The sequence below is a fragment of the Shewanella algae genome (assembly GCF_009183365.2).
GTDB lineage: Bacteria > Pseudomonadota > Gammaproteobacteria > Enterobacterales > Shewanellaceae > Shewanella > Shewanella algae.
Genome location: NZ_CP068230.1, coordinates 2,785,547 through 2,808,253, shown reverse-complemented (window position 1 = coordinate 2,808,253; position 22,707 = coordinate 2,785,547). Strand labels below are relative to the sequence as shown.

At 45.8% G+C, this 22,707-nt stretch carries 22 protein-coding genes; 12 read left to right on the top strand and 10 right to left on the bottom strand.

The genetic code is table 11. The features are described 5' to 3' along the window. Positions 1-336: 336 nt before the first annotated feature. Entirely contained in the window at positions 337-1,299 is a 963-nt protein-coding gene (locus E1N14_RS12540; protein WP_062793981.1) for an integron integrase, read from the bottom strand. A gap of 311 nt (positions 1,300-1,610) precedes the next feature. On the opposite strand from E1N14_RS12540, the gene E1N14_RS12535 reads away from it, so the two are divergent. The 6 genes from E1N14_RS12535 to E1N14_RS12510 all read left to right on the top strand — a co-directional run bounded on the left by E1N14_RS12535 (position 1,611) and on the right by E1N14_RS12510 (position 5,404). Then, positions 1,611-2,444, top strand: coding sequence for a hypothetical protein (locus E1N14_RS12535; protein ID WP_025012035.1), 834 nt, complete (start codon positions 1,611-1,613; stop codon positions 2,442-2,444). 92 nt (positions 2,445-2,536) lie between these two features. After that, positions 2,537-2,956 carry a hypothetical protein gene (locus E1N14_RS12530; protein WP_152134915.1) on the top strand — a complete coding sequence of 140 codons (420 nt, stop codon included), beginning with the start codon at positions 2,537-2,539 and terminating at the stop codon, positions 2,954-2,956. A 134-nt stretch (positions 2,957-3,090) separates the two neighbouring features. Beyond that, the gene (locus tag E1N14_RS12525; protein WP_025012034.1) at positions 3,091-3,507 is read left to right on the top strand and encodes a VOC family protein; all 417 of its coding nucleotides are present in this window, start codon (positions 3,091-3,093) and stop codon (positions 3,505-3,507) included. Between the two features lie 138 nt (positions 3,508-3,645). Then, positions 3,646-4,110, top strand: a complete 465-nt coding sequence (locus E1N14_RS12520; protein ID WP_025012033.1) for a hypothetical protein — start codon at positions 3,646-3,648, stop codon at positions 4,108-4,110. Between the two features lie 158 nt (positions 4,111-4,268). Beyond that, on the top strand, positions 4,269-4,640 hold the full coding sequence (locus tag E1N14_RS12515; protein ID WP_025012032.1) for a hypothetical protein: 372 nt from the start codon (positions 4,269-4,271) through the stop codon (positions 4,638-4,640). Between the two features lie 107 nt (positions 4,641-4,747). Further along, on the top strand, positions 4,748-5,404 hold the full coding sequence (locus E1N14_RS12510; RefSeq protein ID WP_062793980.1) for a DUF4145 domain-containing protein: 657 nt from the start codon (positions 4,748-4,750) through the stop codon (positions 5,402-5,404). 7 nt (positions 5,405-5,411) lie between these two features. Here the strand turns inward: E1N14_RS12510 and E1N14_RS12505 are convergent, their stop codons facing one another. After that, positions 5,412-6,371, bottom strand: coding sequence for an IS110 family RNA-guided transposase (locus E1N14_RS12505; protein WP_152134913.1), 960 nt, complete (start codon positions 6,369-6,371; stop codon positions 5,412-5,414). 354 nt (positions 6,372-6,725) lie between these two features. Between E1N14_RS12505 and E1N14_RS12500 the strand changes: the two genes are divergently transcribed. Both E1N14_RS12500 and E1N14_RS12495 read left to right on the top strand, forming a co-directional pair. Beyond that, positions 6,726-7,637: a hypothetical protein gene (locus tag E1N14_RS12500; RefSeq protein ID WP_025012141.1), complete on the top strand. Its 912-nt coding sequence runs from the start codon at positions 6,726-6,728 to the stop codon at positions 7,635-7,637. An 81-nt stretch (positions 7,638-7,718) separates the two neighbouring features. After that, positions 7,719-8,471: a hypothetical protein gene (locus tag E1N14_RS12495; protein WP_025012142.1), complete on the top strand. Its 753-nt coding sequence runs from the start codon at positions 7,719-7,721 to the stop codon at positions 8,469-8,471. Between the two features lie 402 nt (positions 8,472-8,873). Here the strand turns inward: E1N14_RS12495 and E1N14_RS22045 are convergent, their stop codons facing one another. The 7 genes from E1N14_RS22045 to E1N14_RS12460 all read right to left on the bottom strand — a co-directional run bounded on the left by E1N14_RS22045 (position 8,874) and on the right by E1N14_RS12460 (position 18,889). Further along, entirely contained in the window at positions 8,874-9,200 is a 327-nt protein-coding gene (locus E1N14_RS22045; RefSeq protein WP_263858745.1) for an NAD(P)/FAD-dependent oxidoreductase, read from the bottom strand. A 659-nt stretch (positions 9,201-9,859) separates the two neighbouring features. After that, a complete protein-coding gene (locus E1N14_RS12485; RefSeq protein WP_152134911.1) occupies positions 9,860-10,594 on the bottom strand; it encodes an NAD(P)/FAD-dependent oxidoreductase in 735 nt (244 codons plus the stop codon). A 541-nt stretch (positions 10,595-11,135) separates the two neighbouring features. Continuing rightward, the gene (locus tag E1N14_RS12480) at positions 11,136-12,317 is read right to left on the bottom strand and encodes an NAD(P)/FAD-dependent oxidoreductase (RefSeq protein ID WP_152134910.1); all 1,182 of its coding nucleotides are present in this window, start codon (positions 12,315-12,317) and stop codon (positions 11,136-11,138) included. Between the two features lie 66 nt (positions 12,318-12,383). Further along, positions 12,384-14,504, bottom strand: coding sequence for a LodA/GoxA family CTQ-dependent oxidase (locus tag E1N14_RS12475; protein WP_025012125.1), 2,121 nt, complete (start codon positions 14,502-14,504; stop codon positions 12,384-12,386). A gap of 2 nt (positions 14,505-14,506) precedes the next feature. After that, positions 14,507-15,787 (bottom strand): hypothetical protein, encoded by a 1,281-nt coding sequence (locus tag E1N14_RS12470; protein ID WP_152134909.1) that lies wholly within the window; start codon positions 15,785-15,787, stop codon positions 14,507-14,509. Between the two features lie 681 nt (positions 15,788-16,468). Then, positions 16,469-17,443, bottom strand: a complete 975-nt coding sequence (locus tag E1N14_RS12465) for a hypothetical protein (RefSeq protein WP_045284114.1) — start codon at positions 17,441-17,443, stop codon at positions 16,469-16,471. A gap of 273 nt (positions 17,444-17,716) precedes the next feature. Continuing rightward, positions 17,717-18,889 carry a benzoate/H(+) symporter BenE family transporter gene (locus E1N14_RS12460; protein ID WP_025011197.1) on the bottom strand — a complete coding sequence of 391 codons (1,173 nt, stop codon included), beginning with the start codon at positions 18,887-18,889 and terminating at the stop codon, positions 17,717-17,719. Between the two features lie 129 nt (positions 18,890-19,018). Here E1N14_RS12460 and E1N14_RS12455 point away from each other — a divergent pair, with 129 nt between their 5' ends. The 4 genes from E1N14_RS12455 to E1N14_RS12440 all read left to right on the top strand — a co-directional run bounded on the left by E1N14_RS12455 (position 19,019) and on the right by E1N14_RS12440 (position 21,619). Beyond that, the gene (locus tag E1N14_RS12455) at positions 19,019-19,594 is read left to right on the top strand and encodes a helix-turn-helix domain-containing protein (RefSeq protein ID WP_025011196.1); all 576 of its coding nucleotides are present in this window, start codon (positions 19,019-19,021) and stop codon (positions 19,592-19,594) included. A gap of 198 nt (positions 19,595-19,792) precedes the next feature. Then, positions 19,793-20,167: a hypothetical protein gene (locus E1N14_RS12450; RefSeq protein WP_054745546.1), complete on the top strand. Its 375-nt coding sequence runs from the start codon at positions 19,793-19,795 to the stop codon at positions 20,165-20,167. Positions 20,168-20,181: 14 nt separating this feature from the next. Beyond that, the gene (locus E1N14_RS12445; RefSeq protein ID WP_062793909.1) at positions 20,182-20,967 is read left to right on the top strand and encodes a hypothetical protein; all 786 of its coding nucleotides are present in this window, start codon (positions 20,182-20,184) and stop codon (positions 20,965-20,967) included. A gap of 148 nt (positions 20,968-21,115) precedes the next feature. Further along, a complete protein-coding gene (locus E1N14_RS12440) occupies positions 21,116-21,619 on the top strand; it encodes a YaiI/YqxD family protein (RefSeq protein ID WP_255265333.1) in 504 nt (167 codons plus the stop codon). Between the two features lie 174 nt (positions 21,620-21,793). Here the strand turns inward: E1N14_RS12440 and E1N14_RS12435 are convergent, their stop codons facing one another. Then, positions 21,794-22,687 carry a LysR substrate-binding domain-containing protein gene (locus tag E1N14_RS12435; protein WP_062793910.1) on the bottom strand — a complete coding sequence of 298 codons (894 nt, stop codon included), beginning with the start codon at positions 22,685-22,687 and terminating at the stop codon, positions 21,794-21,796. Positions 22,688-22,707 lie beyond the last annotated feature (20 nt).

Below are 22,707 nucleotides of genomic sequence, written 5' to 3'. Positions count from 1 at the left end.
ACTTACAGGCAAGCGGCGCTTTTTGTTGGAAAACTATCAAAACTCAGCCAATTATTTTGCAAAAAATAACCAAGACAGGCTTTTATGGTTTTTGTCAAAAACTTGACCTTTGGCTAATTGTCTTAACAAACGGGACTGGGTATTGTGTAACTAATTCAAGTGCTTATCTTTAGCGCTTCCTTAAGCTCAAAGTTGGAAGCAGTAGCACTTTTCCGTTGTCAGCGAAATTCAGGGGCGAACAACATTCGCGCCCGTGCGGTAGCTATGAGGATTACTCAGCTTTTGTAGGACGCTTGCTCATCGAATCAAGATAGTAGCTATGATTAACTTGGCGCTTCAAATCAGTTGATCTAAAGGGCTTACGGTTCCGGCATAGTGCTGGCCAAGCACATGTGTGTATATTTGGGTTGTTTTCAGATCATTGTGCCCCAACAGCTCTTGGACGCTTCTGATGTCTCGGCCAGCCTGCAACAGATGAGTCGCGAAGGAATGCCTGAAGGTATGGCATGTGACCCTTTTCGCAATACCTGACTTGATTACTGCGGCGCTGAGGGCTTTCCGAATGACGCTTTGATGTAAATGGTGTCTACACATAGTCTGTGTGTAAGTGTGTTGGCTAATGGCCGTTGAGGGGAAAACAAACATCCATCCCGGACGTCTATATGCAGAGGGATACTTACGCTCCAGAGCATAGGGTAAAGATGGGCCAATTCCTCTTTCGTTATCACGCGACTGTAAAGTATGAGCTTGTTCCATAAACACAGGTAATTGAGATGCACAGCGTTGGCTTAATATCGTCTGCCTGTCTTTACGTCCTTTACCGTCCCGTATGGTTAAGGCCAATTGAACGAGATCAATATCCTGGATCCGTAACCTAAGGCATTCAGATACTCTGAGTCCACTGCCATAGAGTAATTCAATGATCAACCTGTCACGCCCGCACAACTGCTGAAGGATGAGCTTGATTTCATCCGGGTGCAATACTGTTGGGAGTTGTCGTTGCTTACTGGCATAACGAAAACCTAAGTTGCCAAGTTCTTGATGCAAGTGCTTGTGATATAAGTAAACTAATGCATTCAACGCCATCTTTTGGGTATTGATTGCCACATTACGTTGGTTGGCAATGTAACTCAAAAACTGGCCAACTTCGTTCGTTCCCATAGTCTCTGGGTGGCGTTTATCGTGAAATAGAATAAAAGCCTTGATCCAATAGAGATAGGCTTTCTCAGTCTTAACACTGTAACCGCGCATCCGCATGGTTTCCCGAACAGAAGTTAAAAAAGGACTTGGACTGGTCATTGCGAGCACCTGGATACTGTTTTTTTATACAGTATTATTGAGATTTTGACAAAATGCCCAGAAATTTGGAGATAATTTTGCGCGTTATTTCTGCAACATCACAAAAAATAACTTAAAATTCATAAAGATATAAAACCATTTTGGTAGATAATAGGTTTGGAAACCGCGCATGCGCGTTTTGCTGCAAGGGATATTCGGGCTAAACTCTATTATATTTAACTAATACAAAGAGATAGCGATGCGCGTTTACACTCCTCCGATGACTAAAACGCGCATGCGCACTATACAGCTGTTAGGTGAAAGGAGTCACATTGAAGTTCCGTGAAGTTTTCAAAAGTTTTAAAAACAGACTAGTTTCAGATTTTATAAAACTGGATAGATCTCAGAAGTTTTATGCTTTAAGCCTTTACATGATCCCATTTATGGCTGTTTCTTTATTACTCCCCTTTGAAACGATGAGAATTTCGTTTATAGGTGGAGTTATATTTTGGGGTGCTCTAGGCGTAATCAATGATTTTATTTCACTTTATAAAAAGATCTGGGACACATTAATTGGTAAAGCTAGTATATTAATAATTTATGCATTACTAACAAATTTTTCCTTAGCCCTTTCTTCCCAAGTTATTAATTCGATTATTCAAGTCGAACCTGGAAAGTTAATTTACTCTGTTAGCTTTTTATCAATTTTAACTATTCCACTACTTATCTTCTCTATATCTTCTGTTTTCTTGGGTATTTTCATCATATTCTGGCAGTTTTATTTTTTCGCCATGTTATTTTTAAAAGACCTTAGAAAAGAACCTGCACTAGCACCTTTATTTTCAGAAGAAAAGAAAGAATATGTAATGTTAACTCTTTTCGTTAGAGGGCTTTATATATTAATAGCATTGAGTTTTTTGTATGGTTTGTTTCAAAGTTTTGGAAAAAGTTATGATAAATTTGTCACCGAGAAAACTAAATCATTCATTTATAATTTTGAGGCGTATTCAAAGTCACGTTGCATAATAGCTAGAGACGAAAAAGCAATTCATTTAAATGATAAAGAAATAGTTATTGTTAAAAAAGTAGACGATAGCTACAGTTTTACTCTAAAAGCTTGTAAGCCCATAATTTCACCTAACAAGTCGTTAAAGCAGGACAAATAACAGTTGGCTTTTGCTCCTGCGTCGCTTATTTTAGCCAACATATTATTTGCCTCTTAACGAGGCGTTATACATGGGATAGGTGATAGATTGCAGTGAATATCGAAGCTTGGGATGAAAAAACTCTAGGAGTCTGTGATTGTTGTGGAAACACAACTAGGTACGCGTCTGGACAGATAGTTGATGGAGATTTGTCCTATGGAATTTACTATATCTTTTGGACTGAAGGAAAATTAAATCACTATCCAAACTTTGATTTTATTCTTGGTCCATGTGGTAAAGGTAGTTCACAGAATGATCGAATTCAGGTTTCATTAGTTTGTCTTACTGACAGAGAAACGAGAGACTTTAGTATTATCAATGCTGGAAATCGCAATGAATGCTTACCTTATAAGGTTGCAAAGAGCCTTAATCGAGATGAGGTTATTGGAACAAAGCTAGCAGACCACGTATTTTCTATTGTAGACACGATCTGGCTTCAGGATAAGCGAATCGAGTTTATGCATGGCAACTAAAAAATGTATAACAAGCGCGTGCACATGACCTTCGGCAACTGTCACCGTTTTTGCATGCGCAAAAACGCCGCCATTTACCTCGGCCTGTGACGCGGGCGTTATGCTACCAGTCGAAATCTTCAATAAGGGATACTATGAAACAGAACATTGTCCATATTGCTTTAGTTGTAAAAGATTATGATGAAGCCATTGATTTTTATGTAAACAAACTCAAATTTGAACTTATTGAAGATACTCATCAACCTGAACAAGACAAACGTTGGGTGGTTATGGCTCCACCAAATTCTCATGGTGTTACGTTGTTACTTGCCAGAGCCTCGAAGCCAGAGCAGCATGATTTCATTGGAAATCAAGCAGGCGGTCGAGTATTCCTGTTCCTAAATACTGATGATTTCTGGCGTGACTTTAAGCGTATGAAATCGATTGGTATTAACTTCGTCCGCGAGCCAACAGAAGAAGACTATGGAACGGTAGCAGTGTTTGAAGACTTGTATGGAAACTTGTGGGATCTTCTTCAATTGAATCCAAGCCATCCAATGGCAAAAAGGTAGCATAACAAACGCTTCAAGAGGGACAGCCAACGCGCGGCATTTTTACTATGCGTTGGTTTCGGTGATTACGGTGTTATGCGGTAAGTTGGTAGTTGCGTTGTCTGCCCCTTAAGCGGGCGTTATGTGAACAGGGGAAAAATGATAAACCTTCACGAAGAAGCGGCTTGGGTAAGAAGTAAAATAGAATCAGTTGTTGGTAAAGGCTGGTTCTATTTTGGTTCTGACTTTCCAATTAATGCTTGTAAACATGCTTCAATGTTGTTCTGCTACCACTTAACCCAAAAAGGCTACAGTAAGCCTATATACCTTGTCTTTGGTATATCTAAAAAGCGTGGCGGTGAAGTTGGGCATTGGTGGGTAGAAAGTGAAGGTATTTTGGTTGATATAACAGCTGATCAATTTAACCTCATTGAAGACAGCGAACTTAGTTATAAAATCAAAACTAACAGGTTATATCTTCCTGTTTATAGTGTCCCCACTTTAAATGCACCTCACCACAAGGTGTTCGAACTCGTTCCTAAAGAATTATGGGCTTGGAACGAAGATGATGTTAGTGAAACCTACCTTGATGAACTAAGCATTTTTTATACTCGCTTGTTGTAGCAGTTCACATAACAAGCAATTTAAGAGGGATTCTCAACGCTTGGCATTTTTGCTTCTACTTCAATTTAGTGTTTATGGCACAATGCGTTAGGTTTGGGTGGAGGCGTTGTTCACCCCTTAATTGGGCGTTATGCATTCATGCAGCAAGGAGCAATATCATGAAAAAAGTCATCTTCACCGTCGCACTCGCTGCGAGTTCTTTTCCGGTCACAGCAAATGAAATCTATCGTGCTCCTTCATCTGGTGACAGCGGTAGTTATTTCATTATCACTAGCGAAAAAGGCAGCGACGGAATAATCACTGTCCTGTCAAGTCGTATCGGTAAAGGCAACGCCTATACTGACTTCACTAAACTCAACGTAAATTGTGAAAGCAAGCAATATTTTGAACTAGCTGGCAGCAGCGAAGACGGTGCTAAGAAATCTCCCTCAAAACCACTTAAAGACTGGTCTAACTCCAAATGGACATCATTGGTGCCAGGTTCCAGTAAGTCTGATTTAGTGCGGTATGTTTGCACTAAGCACAAATAGTCAAATGCATAACAAAAAATTCAAGTCGCCCGCAAGCGGGCTGGGACCTCAAAAGCTACGCTTTTTCGGCCCCTTAATTAAGCGTTAGGCTAATATGAGGAGGCATTATGCTCAAAAAGTTATCTGATAGATTCGACCAATTATACAGCGAAGTGCCTGCTATAGAGGCTTCGATAACTTATCACCGAAGTGACTTCGGTGATTATACTAAGATGGACGATGAGGCAGCTTTAACTTGGAAGGTTAAAGTTAAGAACTTGCTTGTTGCTACCTGCGGTAAAGAATCACAGCATTATCTAGAGTTTCTGGAAGCAGAAAAACTTGGCTCATATGATTCGAATTCAGACGCATTTAAAAGAATGAAATCTGTGTTAAATGCGGCAATGGATGACTACAAAAATGGTTATCTAACTTCCATTAAGAACCTAATTCAAGCTGATGTTTTCGACAGTGAATTAGAACAAGCTGAGGAGCTTCTTTCTAATGGTTATAAAATTGCTGCCGCGGTTATTGCTGGTGTTGTCTTGGAAACTGCGTTACGAGACCTTTGCTTAAAAGAAGGCCTATCGCAAGGTAAACTTGACAAAATGAACGCCGATTTAGCTAAAGCAGGTGTGTATAACAAATTACAGCAAAAAAGAATTACTGCTCTAGCAGATATTCGCAACAGTGCTGCGCATGGAAAACCAGATGAATTTTCCGAGAATGATGTGACTACTATGATACGTGACATCGAACAATTTTTGATTGCGCAGTTAGCCTAACAAACGACTATGGCGTCAATCCTTTATTTTGGGCGATGTTTTGGTCCCACATGATGCCATCTCGAAGCATAGAGTTTAGGATGACCACCATCTTGCGAACGCAGGCAATAATCGCCACTTTCTTTGGTTTTCCAGCTTCGAGTAATCGAGCGTAAGTGTCCTTGAAAACAGGGTTACATTGCATGGCTGACATCATGGCCATGTACAAAACGGTTCTCACCTGTGCGCGGCCTCCTTGGATGACTCGTTTCCCTTTGTAGCGTCCGCTTTCACGTGTAATAGGGGCGACGCCGATGAGTGAAGCCGCTTGCTTGTTGGTAATGTAGCCTAACTCAGGCACATTGCTGATGATAGACGCAGCGGCGATATTGCCGATACCAGGTACGCTTTGTAAGAGGGTATTTTTAGTTTGGTATTCGGGGCAATCTTCGATGAGTTTGACAAGCTTATTTTCAATCTTTGAGACCTGATTTTTTATCGCAGTCAGGATGGGGGTTATTGTCGAATGTAGGTGCTTAGGCAAAATTTGAATACGATTTTTCTCCATGGTCTGCATCGCGAGCAGCTGATTGCGGCGAATTACTAAGTCACTCATTAAACGTATGTTCTTAGCCTTTATGACCGTCAAATCAGGTTTAATGGCTTCACCATAATGGGCGATAAGCTGTGCATCTAAGCGGTCATTTTTGGCTCTACGACCAATAGCACCGGCAAAGCGTTTGATATGAACAGGATTGGCACGAACAATAGGCAACTTGGCCTCGGTACACGCTAACACGAAGGGCATTTCTAGGCGCCCAGTCGCTTCGATAACGATACGCTGTGGGTTGGTAGTTAAGGCTTGTTTGATACCCTTTTCGTTGTTTGGCACGGTAAAAAAGACATCGAGTGGACGGATGTAAATGTCGAGCTGTGATTTGCCGGTATCAACACCAATATTAATGTTTTGAAGTGTGTTTGTATTCATAATAAGCTAACTCTTGCTTGCGAAATGCGGGTTCGAGACCCAGTCGACTATTCGAGGTTTATGCTTGGAGTCCTATGAGGCGTTCATGTTTGTTATCGGTCTCTCGACAGAGGAGCCAGCGTTCAACCGAACTGCCACATAGAAAGCTTTAGTTGCCGCTAAAGCCTGGGTCTCACTTTACCCTTTTGGCTTGGTTATTATCCATACAAAGCGTTTAAGACGGATTCACAACGCTTGGCATTTTTAGTTTCAATCGGCTTTAGTGTTTACGGCACAATGGTTTAGGCTTGGTGGTCGCGTTGTTCACCACTTAACGCGGCGTTAGGCAGTAAAGAAGTGTCCAAGGGAATTGCGATGATCGAAGACCAAATTAGTCAACTAGTGGCTTCAATAAAGGGGCATCAAGAAGATTTGGATGCTACTGCGAAACTTTTCCGAACCCCGGAAATAATGGATTCGTTCGATAAATGGAACTACGATTGTTGGCGTAGTTCAGTCTTTGGGGATGGTTTAATAAAACTGCGCCTATTTACCGAAAATAACTTCAATTTTGTAGAAACAGTCGGTGTTATTTCTGTTGCTCGCTATATATTCGAGTTAAGTCTTTGGTTGCGTCTTTTGGATCTTGATGCACGCTATGGACTTGTGTACTACGAACAACTTATAGATACACAACTTCGTTACTGGAAAGACTACCGTTCGCAACTCAACAGAGAGATTAGTCTACTTAATCAGCTGGCAGAAGAAGAATCATCTCTGCTGAATGACAAGATAGGGGAGTTGAGCCTGATTTCTGATGAGCAAAAAAAGCAGCAGGCCGCTATATCAGCCCCTAAAATTGTAGCCGAAATAATCGACAGGAAAGCGGCTCGGCAATTTTCAATCTATGCCGAGCAAGCGAAAATTAATGGTTACGGATTTCAAGCATATTTGGTAGGGAAGCAAGCTTTGCCAGAAGTCGAAGGTTCCATAGCTAGTTTGGAAGAAGAAAAATCTACATTTGATGATACGGTTTCAGAAGATATACGAAGCTTGATACCTGGGCGTTGGAATTGGCGTCAAATGGCAGAAAAAGTCAGCTTAACTGAGGAATACAATTTCATCTACACTTTTAGCAGTAAGCTACTTCATGCTACTCCAGCAAGTATCACAACTAACCAGAAAAACCTTGATCTAGAAGAAATGCTTGTTTTTCTAAAATATATTGACGTGAAAATTAGAGACCTGCTTGAACTAGGTCAGAGTCGTGCGCCGGTAATTGCCTAACAATTTGCTGCACGCGGATAAATTACTCGCTGCGCTCGCAATTTACCGGTGAGCAAGGCGTTATGCATCAAAGGAGAGATCGTGGGAGTAACTGCACCTTATAGAAGAACCGCTCGTATCTTTACGGATAATACATACTCTGACTCAGGTAAGTGGATGTATGTACTACATCAGGATTATGCGGATTCCCCCGAAAACTTTGTGCGTGCCTTTTTGCTGATTCAAAAAGATATTTTAGAGCTATTCGACTATATAGAGCCGTCGGACATAAATCTTGCTTCTCATTCTCACAGAATCCACGAGCTTTTGTTAAGGACGTGTGTGGAGGTGGAAGCTAACTGTACTGCAATACTTAGAGAAAACGGATATGTAAGAAGTGGGAATTGGAATATGGGAGATTATAAAAAAATAGAGCAAAGTCACTATCTCTCCCAGTACAAAGTTAAAGTTCCCAATTGGCTTGGCTCGGCAGGGGTGAGAACTCCCTTTTCCGCTTGGGCATCTTCCGGCTCTTTAGCCTGGTACACTGCATACAACCAAACCAAGCATGACCGCCATTTAAATTTCACCCAAGCCAATTTCGAAAATCTAATTGATGCCGTCGCCGGACTTTCCGCGTTATTAGCTTCACAATTTCTTGATAATGAATTTTCTCCAGCGGGCATGGGTTTATCCATAAATCCGGGAGGGCCTAGTGATGGTTTCGAACCTAGCATTGGTGGTTTCTTTCGGCTGAAATTTCCTACCAATATTCCAGAAACTGAGAAGTATGATTTTGCATATTCAGATATTGACTTCGACAATGACATATTTCAAGCCTTCAACTACACGTAAAACGGCAACAAGGACACCCACAATTAGCTGAGTAAAAGCCTTAGTCATGTCTGTGTTACAGAAAGGCAGATGTTTCCATTGAAAGAACTTTGTTTTTCAAGCCCTTGAGGGGTGTTCGGTTATAGGAGCGAGTGCAAGAATTATGGGGCGGTTTTTATTTAGTTCTATTTAACTTAAAGGCCAGTACATATTTGCTAACTAACAGATCCTAATACCGCAACACAGCCAGAGATTCCACACAGACACAGGGTATCTCCTTGCAGGACGTACTGACACGGTGTTTGATATGAATGGATTTTCCAATGCCTAACGATAGGGATATCAAGGAATGGCCTTGCGGCATCGGGTTTCTTTGGAAATCACGAGTACAACGACAAGTGATCTACTATTCGCCGTCGCTATTTACGTTAAATTGGCCTGGAGTTCCATTTCGCTTTGAATCTTGTGAGGGCTCATAGCCTGCATTTTTTGCCAAAAGGGGCTGTTTAAAAAACGTTTTTCCTGCTGATAGTAATGAGCACGCATGGCCAAATAATGCTGGTAGCGCTGGATGAGCATTTGCTGATATTGCATCAAACCATGGTGAGTGTCATGACCTAATGTTTTGAATATACCCGCGATGATATCTGCACAGGTGATACCGTCGGCCATGGCTTTGATGATCCCGCCTGAGGTGATGGGATCGAATGTGCAGGCAGCGTCACCAATGGCAAGCCAGTTTTTGCCTATGGCAGAGTTTAAACAAAATGAGGAGGCTGGATAGCGTTTAGGCTGGGTATCTTCGGGAGTGACTCCCTGCAGCAGCGCCTTGGTATTGGGAGAGTTAACCAGAATATCGAGCCAGTTGTGTGTCTCATGAAGCTTGAGGGTTTTAGCTGTTTGGGGATCCGTCGTTAAGCTTATCAGTACTCTGTTATTTGGCAGACGGGCCGCATACCACCAGCCATTTTCAACAGCTTCAAGGTGTGTTTGCTGTGATAAAGGATAGCGGCTACAAGGACACCCACAATTAGCTGAGTAAAAGCTTTAGTCATGTCTGTGTTACAGAAAGGCAGATGTTTCCATTGAAAGAACTTTGTTTTTCAAGCCTTTGAGGGATGTTCGGTTATAGAAGTGAGTGCAAGAATTACGGGGCGGTTTTATTTAGTTCTATTTAACGTAAAGGCCTGTGCATATTTGCGAACTAACAGATGCTTATGCTGCAACACAGCCAGTGATTCCACACCAGACACGGGGTATCTCCTTCCAGGACGCACTGACACAGTGTCTAATATGAATAAATTTTCGAATGTCTAACGATAGGGATATCAAGGAATGGCCTTGCGGCATCGGGTTTCTTTGGAAATCACGAGTACAACGACAAGTGATCTACTATTCGCCGTCGCTATTTACGTTAAATTGGCCTGCAGTTCCATTTTGCTGTGAATCTTGTGAGGGCTCATAGCCTGCATTTTTTGCCAAAAGGGGCTGTTTAAAAAACGTTTTTCCTGCTGATAGTAATGAGCACGCATGGCCAGGTAATGCTGGTAGCGCTGGATGAGCATTTGCTGATATTGCATCAGACCATGGTGAGTGTCATGACCTGATGTTTTGAATATACCCGCGATGATATCTGCACAGGTGACACCGTCGGCCATGGCTTTGATGATCCCGCCTGAGGTGATGGGATCGAATGTACAGGCAGCATCACCAATGGCAAGCCAGTTTTTGCCTGTGGCAGGGTTTAAACAAAATGAGGAGGCTGGATAGCGTTTAGGCTGGGTATCTTCGGGAGTGACTCCCTGCAGCAGCGCCTTGGTATTGGGAGAGTTAACCAGGATATCGAGCCAGTTGTTTGTCTCATGAAGCTTGAGTGTTTTAGCTGTTTGGGGATCCGTCGTTAAGCTTATCAGTACTCTGTCATTTGGCAGACGGGCGGCATACCACCAGCCATTTTCAACAGCTTCAAGGTGTGTTTGCTGTGACAAAGGATAGTGTTTATCTGTGATGATAAAGCGGCGTCCCAGGCTTACCAGGGCATGGTTTGATTGTTTTTTACTTCCCTGGGTTTGGGCGAAGCTGGCGCGTGCCCCGCTGGCATCAACGACGAACTTAGCATTGAGTTGATGTTCAGCCCCAATCAAATAACAAGGACACCCATAATTAGCTGAGTAAAGGCTCTAGTCATGTCTGTGTTAGAAAGATAGGACAGCCATACCTTTTTGATGTTTCTCACAGCCTTGACTAGCCTTTGAAATACCCATCAAAGCTCAGTCGAGGTTGGTGGGCAACAAGGACACCCACAATTAGCTGAGTAAAAGCTTTAGTCATGTCTGTGTTACAGAAAGGCAGATGTTTTCATTGAAATAACTTTGTTTTTCAAGCCTTTGATGGATGTTCGGTTATAGAAGTGAGTGCAAGAATTACGGGGCGGTTTTATTTAGTTCTATTTAACGTAAAGGCCTGTGCATATTTGCGAACTAACAGATGCTTATGCTGCAACACAGCCAGTGATTCCACACCAGACACGGGGTATTTCCTTCCAGGACGCACTGACACGGTGTCTAATATGAATAAATTTTCGAATGTCTAACGATAGGGATATCAAGGAATGGCCTTGCGGCATCGGGTTTCTTTGGAAATCACGAGTACAACGACAAGTGATCTACTATTCGCCGTCGCTATTTACGTTAAATTGGCCTGCAGTTCCATTTCGCTGTGAATCTTGTGAGGGCTCATAGCCTGCATTTTTTGCCAAAAGGGGCTGTTTAAAAAACGTTTTTCCTGCTGATAGTAATGAGCACGCATGGCCAGATAATGCTGGTAGCGCTGGATGAGCATTTGCTGATATTGCATCAAACCATGGTGAGTGTCATGACCTGATGTTTTGAATATACCCGCGATGATATCTGCACAGGTGACACCGTCGGCCATGGCTTTGATGATCCCGCCTGAGGTGATGGGATCGAATGTGCAGGCAGCATCACCAATGGCAAGCCAGTTTTTGCCTGTGGCAGGGTTTAAAAAAAATGAGGAGGCTGGATAGCGTTTAGGCTGGGTATCTTCGGGAGTGACTCCCTGCAGCAGCGCCTTGGTATTGGGAGAGTTAACCAGAATATCGAGCCAGTTGTTTGTCTCATGAAGCTTGAGTGTTTTAGCTGTTTGGGGATCCGTCGTTAAGCTTATCAGTACTCTGTCATTTGGCAGACGGGCCGCATACCACCAGCCATTTTCAACAGCTTCAAGGTGTGTTTGCTGTGATAAAGGATAGTGTTTATCTTTGATGATAAAGCGGCGTCCCAGGCTTACCAGGGCATGGTTTGATTGTTTTTTACTTCCCTGGGTTTGGGCGAAGCTGGCGCGCGCTCCGCTGGCATCAACAACGAACTTGGCATTGAGTTGAGGTTCAGCGCCCTGTCTATCAAGCGTTAAATGATAGTGTTTGTCATTGATAAGCCTGCCAGTTTTAAATTGGCATTGGGTTAACAAGGTTACACCTGCACTTTGTGCCTGCTTGGCTAAAAAGCGATTAAATTTTTGGCGATCAAGGTGCCAGCCATGCCCATAGGGGCTGAGCAAACTGTCGTTAAAGCCATTGCGATTATCTCCCCACCATGAGCGACTGCCATAGCAGGGTTGGTGTTGCTCCTTGGCAAATGCTGACCAGATCTCGAGTTGATGAAACAGCTGTTTGGTTTGCGGGGGAATACTCTCACCGATGCGAAACTGCTGATAATCAGAAGACTCAATGATGACAATGTCATCTATCCCCTGTTGGATTAAGCGAATGGCGCAGCAGCAACCGGCTGGACCACCACCTATGATGGCAACTTGAGTAGCAGTGGCTGAAGCTGAATAATTGTTCATAGGCTGTTTTATCTATCTATTTTGCTGCTCTGGCACTGCAGTTGATGCAGGCCAGAGCATTTGGGATTACTTCTCTGGTGGATAGACAGGGTCGGTAACCGTATTGTCCCAAGGCATAACCAGGTTGCTGTCGTCTTGGCTAAAACCACTTTGGACTTCCAGGTAATAGTTAGGGTCTAAGTGCGCCGGGTATCCATCGATGGCGGCCCCTTGGATCACGACACCGATATTTTGCCAGTTGTTGAGGATCCCGTGACGATCCTGATATCGACCGACATTAGAAGCGGGTGAGTTGTTTAATTTACCCTGAGCATCGAAGGTGAGTTGTTGTCCACTGGCACTGGTGCCTTCTCCCCTGACCGAGTAACGCTGTAATGGCAGGGTATTATCATTGCGTTTGGCTACATCCTCATAGGTGTAAACGGCAACGGGTCTTTGGGCAGGCCAGGACCAAAACAGGCTGGTATTGATATTACCGCCGTAGATATTACTTTCTGTGATAACTCCACCCGGATTAGGCGCGGGAGTATGGGTAGCGCAGGAGTTATAATCCGTATGCCAGGGAATGGCCATGAATTTACATAAATCCCCTGGTTGTACAGGGTGGCTGCGCAGCGGAACGTAACCGACACCCAGAAAAGGGCTGCCTTTAGTGGCGACGGCATAATTTAATGGCTGGCGATTGATTCTAAATGGGCCAATATTCGGGTTTTGCCAGTCAGCGTTATACAGCTTAGTGTCCCGTACGATAAAGGTGAGATCGATACCCGGGCTAAAACGGCCACCCAAACAGTTCATTAGTACGGCTCTATCCAGGGCTTCACCCTCATTTAATGGGGTTGTCATGCTTGGAGCCGAGGTGGAACATAGTCCCTTAGCCCATTGTTGCATAAGGAAGTATTGGCTGTTACTTAAGGTGAGAAAGCTCTTATTGGCATCCCCCAGAGAGAGGGGCATCATCGGGGAGCCGTCTTCAAGATGATTGTTCTCATCTGCGCTGGGTTTGCGCATAAAAGACATGATGTCAAACTGAGGCTTGTCTTTAGTGAGTTTATCGATTTGCCGATGACTTTTGATGGCACTGTCAGGCAGGTTAGTGTTCCACATTTGCATGGAGGCCGCCCTCAGTATGGGCTGAATGTCCTGGGCAAAGTCGGGAACATACTCAGGGTTGTAGGCATTATTTTGATATAAGCCTGGGTTGAGATTGAATGCTTCTACCCAGGTGGTGTAGATATCATCCCACAGGCTAACAACATTGAGTGTTTGCGGCGCATATGCCGGATCTGTGCTAACAACCCAGGCGCTGTTTTCCAGTGCCTGATAACTGCCATCATCAAAGAGCAATACGGCGGTGACAGGGCCATCTGCGGTATCATCGAGCCAGTTGTTATTATCGACATCCATATCCAATTTTGCATTGGGATCGGCATTGCCCTGTTGATCAAAGCCACAGGCTTTACCAAAGCCGCCAAGCACCACCAGACGTCCGTTGGTTTCGGTTTGGATCTCTCCTAAATAGTCGATACGAGTGTTGGGATCATCATTGCCAGCCGTTGCTGGGTAAGATTGGGGATAGTCCGGTAGAGGGATAACTGCATTTGTGTGTTGGTCCCAGTAACTGGCCTGGGTGCTTGGGTTGAATTGGGCCGTCTGTCTTTTATTCGTACTTATGGTGCGAGGACCGGCATCAATGACTAATTTTTGCAGACGTACAGTATCGGCCGGGTTGTCCGTTTGATTAAAACTGGGATTGCGCAGGGGCGGTGTCTCGCCATCTTGATAGAGAATGATCCCTAAATTAGCGCTCTCATCCATTTCCCAGCAGTTTGCTTTCTTATTGGCAAGATGCACTGTCCAGATGATATCTGTGACCCGTTTACCATCGACCTTACTGCCAATGGTTACCTCCTGTGCTTGCGGCGCAGGATAACTTGGGCTGTTTTGCTGTGGATATTGATAAATTTTAAACCTTGCACCTTGTCGTTTGAGACGCCCCTGGCTGTCACGAATGTCTGAGCTGCTAATGGGGGTGTTGTCTGTGCCCGCTTTAATGGGGAGTCCCCCTGTGAGTGTTTGTCCGGGTTGCGGCATTGCAGCTATGGTTTGTGGTTCGATGTAGTAGTCCATACTGTTGCCGACGCGGGCAAAGCCTATAGTTGGGTGAATGCGTAAACTGACGGTCATAATTAATTCCTTTTAACTGAGTGGCCGTTGAGGTAGTTCTTTAACAGTATGTGGCTGGTATTGATATTTTTTCCTGCCAGAGGCGCTGTTTTTTCCGGGGTATCTGTTACCGCAGTGGTGTTGTGACAGGAGAAACATTCATTGGCTGAGCGTTGATTTTGAGTGAAGGTTTCGATAGTGGAATTTGATAGCCGCGTAGACCCAATCAGTAAGTTTGTTTCGGCATCGGGATCCATGTTCGGACTCCAGTCTGGGGTAAGATGGTCTTCTTTACTGAACCAGACGGCACCTATCTCAAGGTAGTTACGCCAGATAGAATCTTTAGGCATTAATTGATGCACGTTATCATTGAGACTGATAATGGCTTGAACATTTTCTTTGGCCTTCTTTGGATTTGGCAGATTATCAACCGTTCCTTGTGCGTATTGCAGACATGTCTGAGTTACCGCAGCCATGGTTTGGGTCTTGGTATCGAGCTTTAATATGGCATTCATGCCGGCGTTGTTGGTATTACAGTCTTTGGCTAAGGTGTTGGCTTTATAAAAGAGATAGTCCTTATCGGAAACAATTTTGTTGGGTGACTGCCCTTTGGCAAAGGTGGGAGCATTGTCTTTAAATTCGAATGTGGCCCAGATGGCTTCGGGGTGCTTATTGACGTATACCGCAATATGGAAACCCACCAAGGCAACTTGAGTCATCTCCTGTTGTGCATTCTCAGGGATCACCACCTGACCGTTATCGACGGTCAGCAGTTGTATCGGGGCTTTGGTGGTATATAAACCAGAGGTGTCTTCACAGGGCTGGACAATCTTCCAAGCGGCCTTGAGTGACATAGCGCCATTGGGGAAATTAAGTTTATTATCAGCTTGTTGCATCCCACTTTGGGTATAGAGTTTGTGTTTTATGACAAAGTCACGGTAGATATCGTTGATCATCATGCTGGTATATAACGCCCGTCCATGTTGGTCGATTAAAATTCCATTTGAACCCGCCTGGTTGACACCTCCCAGCAAATGGTTACCAGGCTGACTGTCAGGATAGATCCCGGTATCAGAATAGAAGGTTTCAAAGCGGAGTTTTCCTTCGCCAGCTTGTTCGGTTAACCAGATGAAGCTTCGCCAGGAGAATTGATGGAAGTCACATATGGTGGAATCATCAAAATTATCGGCAGCGATCTTGGGGTTGAATTTACCTTCAAACCATGACGCATCTGCGGTACAGTTTGCGGTTGGCGAGTATTCATCGGCCCAGCCTGAGAAGCTGAAAAGGCTTAATGTGCTCATGCTCAACACCGTCAACATGAGCTTACTTAACATCCTTGTTTTGTTCATAAATCCTCTCAAAATTGTCTATTAACAGATAAAGCTAAGCTCATCCTTAGCTTAGTATGGTTTATTATCCCGTGTTTATATCATCAGCACGAGGGACATCTTTATCTTTTAATTTAAGATAAAGAGTATAGTTCAAATTGATAGGGGCGCAATTTATGTCGGTGAAATTTGTGGAACTTAAGTCTGCTATTTTTTCTCTTTGAAAAGCAAGTAAATTTAGATGCTGATTTCAAATGTCTTACTGCAAGTGATTGATTTAAAGCAATTAAGAGAGTCGATAGGGAAGTGATAAAGAAATCGATAGAAAGATGATAATCAAGACACCCATCGTATAACAAATAATGACAGTAATTAAGGCGCCGACAATAATTAAGGCGCCCAATGCCAAATAATTAAGCTGCAATAATTAATGCAATAATTAAGACACCCATTGTAAATAACCGATTGTAAGTGTTGGGTGAGAAAAATCTCTAGTGATCTAGCTTGTAAAATACTGTGTTTCTATTGAAAGGAAATAGTGTTTCAGGCCATTTGAAGGCCATTCGACTATTGAAGTGAGTGCAAAATTCGAATTTCAGGCATTATTGAAATCGAACAAAGTTCGACTCAGTTGGTGGAGAAGACTAAGGGGATTTAGCTAAACAACTTCTGACAATTAGCGGCCCCTTGCCTTCGTCGTCGTTGCAGGTGAATACAGTAGTCTGTAAGAGATTCCAGTGTACCAACCGGCCCCTTGAATAGACGGCTAAAATCAGTCGTCAACTTGAGCCAGTTGCCGACGGGGATGTTTAAACGATTCAAAATGGTCGTAGTGCCAGCAGTAATCTGGCCGCGCTTGTCATGGCGGATAATACGCCCGGTATCATCGACCAGTTGCAGATAATCCTTGGCTTCAAAGTGCAATCCTTGTGGCATGTTCAGCCGTTCATTGCCGACAAAGGGTAACAGCTCAGGTGTGTTTTTGCCTTGCATCGCGGCCCGTATCCGCCGTTGAATACTGGTATAGTCTGAGTCTTCCGGGGTTTTGGCTATTCCCGCGCGGATAGGGTTCAAGTCAACATAAGCCATGCAGGCCAATACCGCTGCATCATCCAACAATGGCTGGGATTTGAAGCGGCCTTCCCAAAAGCGACCGCTGCATCCGTCTTCCCGATTGGCTTGTCTGGCAATAGGTTCATTGAGCGCCCGCATAAACCAACTGATATCCATCAAACGTTGGCGATAGACTTCAGTGGTTTGTTGCAGGGTGAGATATTCAATATCAGAAAGTGTTTCACCGCGCAGAAAACGCTGGGATAACAGGGTTCCACTGTAAAGCAGGTGCCAACGCTGTAAAACCTGCTCCAATGTCCATTCAGTGGCGGTTTTCAAGTCAACTCTGAGCACCAAGTGCAGATGATTGGACATGACTGCATAGGCACACAAGTCAATGGAAAAGACGGCCACCAGTTCCAATAGACGCGACTCAACCCAATCACGGCGATGTTCATAACTCTTGCCGGAATAATCATCAACGCCACATAGAAAGGCGCGACGTACACAGCGGGAGATGCAGTGATAGAAGGGGGTGTCCTCAAGACTGACTTGAGCATATCTTGGCCTCGGCATGGCATCCTTTCCTTTTCAAAGGCTCCATTCAAGCCTAGACAAGGTGAGAGAAACCTGCCAAGAATTATGGGCAAGAATTATGGGTGTCCCCATTTTGCTCCGGTGTCCCCATTTTGCTCCATTTTGCCCCTCCCCATTTTGCCCCCCATTTTGATGCATCCCCATTTTGATGCATTTTGCAATTTGCCTCTTATTTCCAATTTTCGTGTTCTTATTTCCAACTAAGGTGGCGAACTGCAATCTAGACCTAACCACAGCTAAGCTTTTGCCCGTTTAAGTTGTGGTTAAGGCGCGATGCTTGTGCCAGTAATGCATTAAAAATCCGAGCAATAATCCCCAGAAGGCGCTGCCGATCCCCAATACACTCACGCCAGATGCGGTGACGAGAAACGTAATTACCACCACTTCATGTTCGTCGTTATCCGCGAGCGCTGCGGTTAGACTGTTACCTATGGTGCCAAGCAACGCCAATCCTGCAATCGCGAGCACCAATTCCTTCGGAAATGCGGCGAATAGCCCAACTACTGTTGCGCCGAGTAGACCTGTTATCAAATAAAATACTCCGCTCCACACCGCCGCCCAGTAACGGCTTGCGGGGTTAGGGTCTGCCTCTTTACCCATGCAAATCGCTGCCGTAATGGCCGAGAGATTAAAGGCAAAGCCGCCAAAGGGGGCAAACAGTACGCCCATCAGACCCGTCACGGTAATTAGTGGCGAGATAGGCGGGCGATAACCATGGCCGTGAAGCGCTGCTACCCCTGGCATATTTTGTGAGGCCATAGTCACTACAAATAAGGGCAGCGCCACACCCACCACGTTGGTTATAGAAAACGCTGGCGCTATCCATACAGGGGCGGCGAATTGCAGCTCAAGCTTATCGAGTTTCAGTAGATCCAATTGATAACTCATCCCTATCCCCGCGACAAGGGTAAGCAACATAATGTAGCGCGGCGCCCAGGGCTTAAGCACAACAAACACCAATAACATCAATAGGATTAAACTCAGTTGAGTCTGCATGGCTTGAAACAGCCCTAAGCCAAACTGCAGTAAAATCCCCGCTAACATGGCCGCCGCCACCGAAGACGGCATAATACGAATAAGCTTGTCCATCCATCCAGCCAAGCCGCAAAGCGTGATCAGTAACGAACTCACCAGGAAGGCACCAACGGCTTCGTGGATACTTAATCCCGCAAGGCTGGTGACCATCAGCGCCGCCCCTGGGGTCGACCATGCCGTAAGCACCGGATTTTTATAGTAGAGAGACAGGCCAATACTGGTGAGCCCCATGCCGACACCCAAGGCCCACAGCCATGAACTCATTTGTGCCGATGTCGCGCCCACGGCATCCGCCGCCTGCAGGATAATCACCGCCGAACTGCTGTAGCCCACCAGCACGGCAATAAAGCCCGCCGATATTTTTGATAGTCCTAAAGCCTCGCGCCACATCATCCTTACTCCTCTACCTACCTTAGCCTTGATCGTCGAACCATTTTTTGTGCGCTATAACGCACGAGATAGACAAGATAGCACCTGTGCGTTATAACGTACAAATAATTTTTTAAGCGTCAGAACCTAATGCAGACCATCAATAGCTATCTTGCCGCGACCCTAAAGCAACTGCGCAGCCAAAAGGGTTGGAGTTTAGATAAAGCGGCACTCGAGACAGGCGTAAGCAAGGCCATGATAGGCCAGATTGAGCGCGGCGAATCTAGCCCCACTATTGCTACTCTGTGGAAAATCGCCAGCGGTTTTAATACCTCCCTCTCGACCTTTCTGGAGCCAATGCCCGAGAGCCAAGGCGCCGTCTTTCGTAACGCCGATGCATTACGCCAAAAGCCTGCAACCGATGGCATGTTAGTGGCGTCGCTATTTCCCTTTGAGCCTCGCTTTGGTTTTGAAATGTTTGAACTTACCCTATTGCCGCACTATGAGCGTCTCTCCGAGCCCCATGAGGCGGGTGTGACCGAGCATGTGATCGTGTTGAGCGGCACTATGGAAGTGTTAGTCGATGGTCAGTGGCAGCCATTACAGCAGGGTGAGGCCGTGCGCTTTGCCGCAGATAAACCCCATGGTTACCGCAACTTAAGAGATCAACCCGCAGTGTTTCATGATCTTATCCACTACCACAGGGAAGCGCCTGCCACTGAGTAACGCCGACAAGCCAAACACCCAACAAAAATAATTGAGACACCCAGTATTAGCTCTCCCAGTATTAGCTGCTAGTGGTTGTCCGGAGAGTCAAGTATGACGATAAAAGCTGTAGGCAAATCCATGGCGCTGACTTTGAAGGCACAGGGCTTCAAGCCGGTTCAGGAATGTGAAGCAAAGATCCCCGGGTGCGTCGCGCTTTTGAAAAGGCAAACCTGGGCCAGCAATAGAGCCGTAGCTATGGTTTGTCTGGCTGAGTTGCCTTCAGATATGGATACTTACATCAGCCAGTTAAGGAACAGAGTCGCGTTTAAGGTGGGATTCTTGCCGCTAGTTTGGGGCTTGTATCTTCAGGTTATTATCTTTTGCCCCAAAATCAGTGAAGAAGCACTCTCCCCGGCAGATTATGTAGCCAAATTGGATAATCAATGGGCCATAGTGCAAAGCGTTTTCTTGGTCGATACAGTCAATAAGGTTTTCAAAGAGGGCAGAACCTGGGGCCAGTTTTTGAGCTCCAGCTATCAGGATGCGATTTCAAGCGAGCTACAGGCCTTTTATACAAAGAGTGATAGATAATTTATGGTTGGAAAATGATCCCTAACTTGGATATTGCCGGCGATTGGCGAGCTTACCTCGAGGCCAGGGCGAGCGGAATTAAGTCTTTATGGAAAAAAGAGTTGGCAGCCGTGCTTGAGCGCATAGACGCGCTCGAGGGTGAGGCGCTGGCATCTTACCTTGAGTCGCTATGCGAGTTGGCTCTCTGCCGTTCACAGCCGGATATGAACGCCCCGCAGGCCGCGAGCGAGGAGGTTAGCCAACTTGAGCTGGACAGTCCTTCACTGGCACTGCCCTTGGCCCACCCCGGATTACTGCCAAAGTTGCAGGCGTTTTGGCTGGCACGTTTTGATGAGCCCAGAGTAAAACTTTGGCTCTACTGTGCTTATGGGCTGCAGGATACTTATATCAAAATGCGGCCGCTACTGGGTGCCGCAGAAGGCATTGACAATCCGTCTCCCGAGATTTTGCTGCAGCAAATACTGGCCGATAGCGGGGTTACAGACTTCCTGCGCCAGCAAGCAGCATTGCATTTGGCCCGCAGTCTGTTGGAAAGCCTGGATTTTGCGTTGCATGAAGTGCCGTATTGTTTGTGTATTCGGGCCGATATCTGTTGGCAGATGCTAGATGAGCTTGATGAGTTGGCCACTATTTTACCGGTTGTGCCGTTATCCCGCTTTAATTTGAGTGGTGAGGCTTATCGCCGGGCATTGACGCTGTGGTGCAACTATTGCGATTACACGGAAGAGCAAGGTGCGCGTGGGCACGAGCCGCTTGAGTATGATGACTGGTGTGCCAAACTGGCAGAAGAGCACGATTGAAAGCGTTTGAGTTGATGCTCAGGAGGGCGAAGTGTTGATACGCTCCCGGGCAAAATGCTTGATTGTAGGCATGGGGATTTAGCGCGCACCGATACGTGGCTTGGGATAGAATGGCATGCAAATTTTATTGCAAACTAAAGGAGCGCGAGTGCAGCAGAATCAAAATGAGCAGGCATCAGACCTGGCACAAATCTGGGTCGATGCCGATGCCTGTCCGGTAGTGATCCGCGAAATGTTGGTGCGGGCGGCGGCGCGTACCGGCATCAATGTCACTTTTGTCGCCAATCAGGCGCTCAGGATAATAGGTGCTGCCAGTGTCAAAACCTTACAAGTTCCCAAGGGGTTTGATGTGGCCGATAACGAAATCGTGCGCCTGTGTCAGGCCGGCGATTTGGTGATCAGCAATGATATTCCGCTGGCGGCCGAAGTGATAGACAAGGGCGCCAAGGCGCTCAATAGCCGCGGTGAGCTGCTGAATCGCGACAATGTGCGTGCCCGCCTCAATATGCGGGATTTTCTCGATACCCTGCGTGCCAGCGGCATAGATACCGGTGGCAGTCCCAAGTTGAGTCAGGCAGATAGACAGGCCTTTGCCAATGAGCTGGATAAATATCTGCTGCACTGGCAGCGCGCTAAGACGCGTCAGGGGTAAGCCTGCCAAGCCTAGATTTGAAATCACAGAGATTCGAAATCACAGGGACTCGAAAGCTCAGAGACTTGAAATTTTAGCGGCTATGCAGGATTCAGAGCCTACGCAGAATTCAGTTCCTATTTAAGATCTGGCTGCAGCTCAAGACCTGTCATCCATTCAAGGCAGGGCATCCATTCAAGACTTGCCCAGATCCGGCGCCTCCGGCAGCGCTTGCTGCAAAAAGTCCAAGAGCAGGCTGACCTTGGGCGACAGATGGCGGTTCTGTGGGTATAAGGCCCAAATACCCTCCGGCGCCGCCTGGTAAGCCTCAAGCACTGATACCAGGGCACCGCTGGCGAGATCCTCGCCGACATAATAATCTGGCAGTTGCACCAGCCCGAGTCCTTTGCGAGCAGCATCCAATAGCCCAGGGCCAGAATTACACACCAAGCGGCCACTCAAACGCCATTGACGTTCCTGGCCCTGCTCGATAAAACGCCAGTAAGGGTGGTTACCCAGTAAACATTGATGCCGATGCAGCTCGCCCAGAGTGTGGGGCATGCCGTGGTTGGCCAGATACTCCGGGCTGGCACAGACATAATTGCGGCGACTGCCAAGACGCCGCGCCATCAAGCTGGAGTCCGCCAGCTTACCCAGCCTAATCGCCAAATCATAACCGCCATCAATCAGATCCAGCGTCTTGTTGTTGAGATCCAGTTGCAGATCCAGCTTGGGGTGCAGACAGAGAAAGTCATTCAGCAACGGCAGAATAAACTGCTCGCCGTAAGTGACCGGCGCCGTCACCCGCAGCAAGCCCTGCGGGGTTTGTTTCAAACTGCCAAGGGCGCGTTCGGCTTCTTCTATACCATCTTGCAGCAAGCGGCAGTGGCGATAATAAAGCTGGCCCTCTTCACTGAGCGACACCTTGCGGGTTGTGCGATAGAAGAGTTTGCTTGCCAGGCGTTTCTCCAGCGCGGCGATTTGGCGGCTTATCTGCGCCACAGACAAGTTGAGCCGCTCGGCGGCGCGGGTAAAGCTCTGGCTCTCGGCCACGGCGATAAATTCGCTGATCCCTTCCCAGTGGTTCATTATTACTTCTCAGTAAAAGT

Coding starts and splice junctions, on each gene's coding strand:
- E1N14_RS12435 (WP_062793910.1), bottom strand. CDS start 22,687: ATGAACCACTGGGAAGGGATCAGCGAATTTATCGCCGTGGCCGAGAGC.
- E1N14_RS12505 (WP_152134913.1), bottom strand. CDS start 6,371: ATGAATACAAACACACTTCAAAACATTAATATTGGTGTTGATACCGGC.
- E1N14_RS12455 (WP_025011196.1), top strand. CDS start 19,019: ATGCAGACCATCAATAGCTATCTTGCCGCGACCCTAAAGCAACTGCGC.
- E1N14_RS12465 (WP_045284114.1), bottom strand. CDS start 17,443: ATGCCGAGGCCAAGATATGCTCAAGTCAGTCTTGAGGACACCCCCTTC.
- E1N14_RS12500 (WP_025012141.1), top strand. CDS start 6,726: ATGATCGAAGACCAAATTAGTCAACTAGTGGCTTCAATAAAGGGGCAT.
- E1N14_RS12475 (WP_025012125.1), bottom strand. CDS start 14,504: ATGACCGTCAGTTTACGCATTCACCCAACTATAGGCTTTGCCCGCGTC.
- E1N14_RS12470 (WP_152134909.1), bottom strand. CDS start 15,787: ATGAGCACATTAAGCCTTTTCAGCTTCTCAGGCTGGGCCGATGAATAC.
- E1N14_RS12510 (WP_062793980.1), top strand. CDS start 4,748: ATGCTCAAAAAGTTATCTGATAGATTCGACCAATTATACAGCGAAGTG.
- E1N14_RS12520 (WP_025012033.1), top strand. CDS start 3,646: ATGATAAACCTTCACGAAGAAGCGGCTTGGGTAAGAAGTAAAATAGAA.
- E1N14_RS12480 (WP_152134910.1), bottom strand. CDS start 12,317: ATGAACAATTATTCAGCTTCAGCCACTGCTACTCAAGTTGCCATCATA.
- E1N14_RS12460 (WP_025011197.1), bottom strand. CDS start 18,889: ATGTGGCGCGAGGCTTTAGGACTATCAAAAATATCGGCGGGCTTTATT.
- E1N14_RS12525 (WP_025012034.1), top strand. CDS start 3,091: ATGAAACAGAACATTGTCCATATTGCTTTAGTTGTAAAAGATTATGAT.
- E1N14_RS12445 (WP_062793909.1), top strand. CDS start 20,182: ATGATCCCTAACTTGGATATTGCCGGCGATTGGCGAGCTTACCTCGAG.
- E1N14_RS12515 (WP_025012032.1), top strand. CDS start 4,269: ATGAAAAAAGTCATCTTCACCGTCGCACTCGCTGCGAGTTCTTTTCCG.
- E1N14_RS12540 (WP_062793981.1), bottom strand. CDS start 1,299: ATGACCAGTCCAAGTCCTTTTTTAACTTCTGTTCGGGAAACCATGCGG.